Source organism: Candidatus Neomarinimicrobiota bacterium (genome assembly GCA_017656425.1).
Taxonomy (GTDB): Bacteria; Fidelibacterota; UBA2242; order UBA2242; family B5-G15; genus JACDNV01.
Genome location: JACDNV010000048.1, coordinates 1 through 1205 on the forward strand (window position 1 = coordinate 1; position 1205 = coordinate 1205).

Annotated in this window: 1 protein-coding gene; it reads right to left on the reverse strand. The window is 44.7% G+C overall.

Features of this window, described 5'->3' with window-relative positions:
• A partial coding sequence (gene tuf, locus H0Z29_12160) for an elongation factor Tu (protein MBO8132238.1) occupies positions 1 to 1187 on the reverse strand: 1187 nt, incomplete at its 3' end.
• Between the last annotated feature and the right edge of the window lie 18 nt (positions 1188 to 1205).

Sequence of the window (1205 nt, forward strand, 5' to 3'; positions counted from 1 at the left end):
TCAATAATCTGAGTTACGACACCGGCACCAACTGTTCTACCGCCTTCCCTAATAGCAAACCTCAATCCCTCTTCCATTGCTACCTCTTTTATCAACTCTACATCCAGATTTACATGATCTCCTGGCATCACCATTTCTACTCCCTCCGGCAACTTTATAACTCCTGTAACATCTGTTGTCCTAAAATAAAACTGCGGCCTGTAACCTGTGAAAAACGGCGTGTGTCTACCACCCTCTTCCTTCTTCAATACATATACCTCCGCCTTAAACTTCTTATGAGGCGTTATACTACCAGGTGCCGCTACTACCATACCTCTCTGTAACCAATCCTTCTCTATCCCTCGCAACAATAACCCTACATTATCTCCTGCTATACCCTCATCCAATACCTTCCTGAACATCTCTACACCCGTAACTACCGTCTTCCTGTGTGCTCCCAATCCTACTATCTCTACCTCTTCACCTACTCTCACCTTACCTCTCTCTATCCTTCCTGTACCTACTGTCCCTCTCCCCGTTATACTAAATACATCCTCTATCGGCATCAAAAATGGCTTGTCTACATCTCGCCTCGGCTCAGGTATGAAATCATCCAACGCCTGTACCAACTCCCATACACACTTAACCGCTCCCTCATCATCAGGATTCTCCAACGCCTTCAATGCACTACCCTTTATCACTGGTACCTCATCCCCAGGAAATTCATACTGATTCAATAAATCCCTTACCTCCATCTCTACTAACTCTATCAACTCAGGATCATCTACCATATCCGTCTTATTCAAAAATACTACTATATATGGCACATTTACCTGCCTCGCCAATAATACATGCTCCCTCGTCTGAGGCATCGGACCATCAAATGCACTCACTACCAATATCGCACCATCCATCTGGGCAGCCCCAGTTATCATGTTCTTTATGTAATCTGCATGACCAGGACAGTCTACATGAGCATAATGACGCTTCTCTGTCTCATACTCCACATGAGCCGTATTTATCGTTATACCTCTCTCCCTCTCCTCAGGAGCATTATCTATACTATCAAAACTCCTATACTGCGCTAAACCCTTCTTGCTCAATATTAATGTCATCGCCGCTGTCAATGTGGTCTTACCATGATCCACATGACCTATCGTACCTACATTTACGTGCGGCTTCGTCCTCTTAAATTGCTCCTTCGACATCGCTCCTCTCCTTCTTTA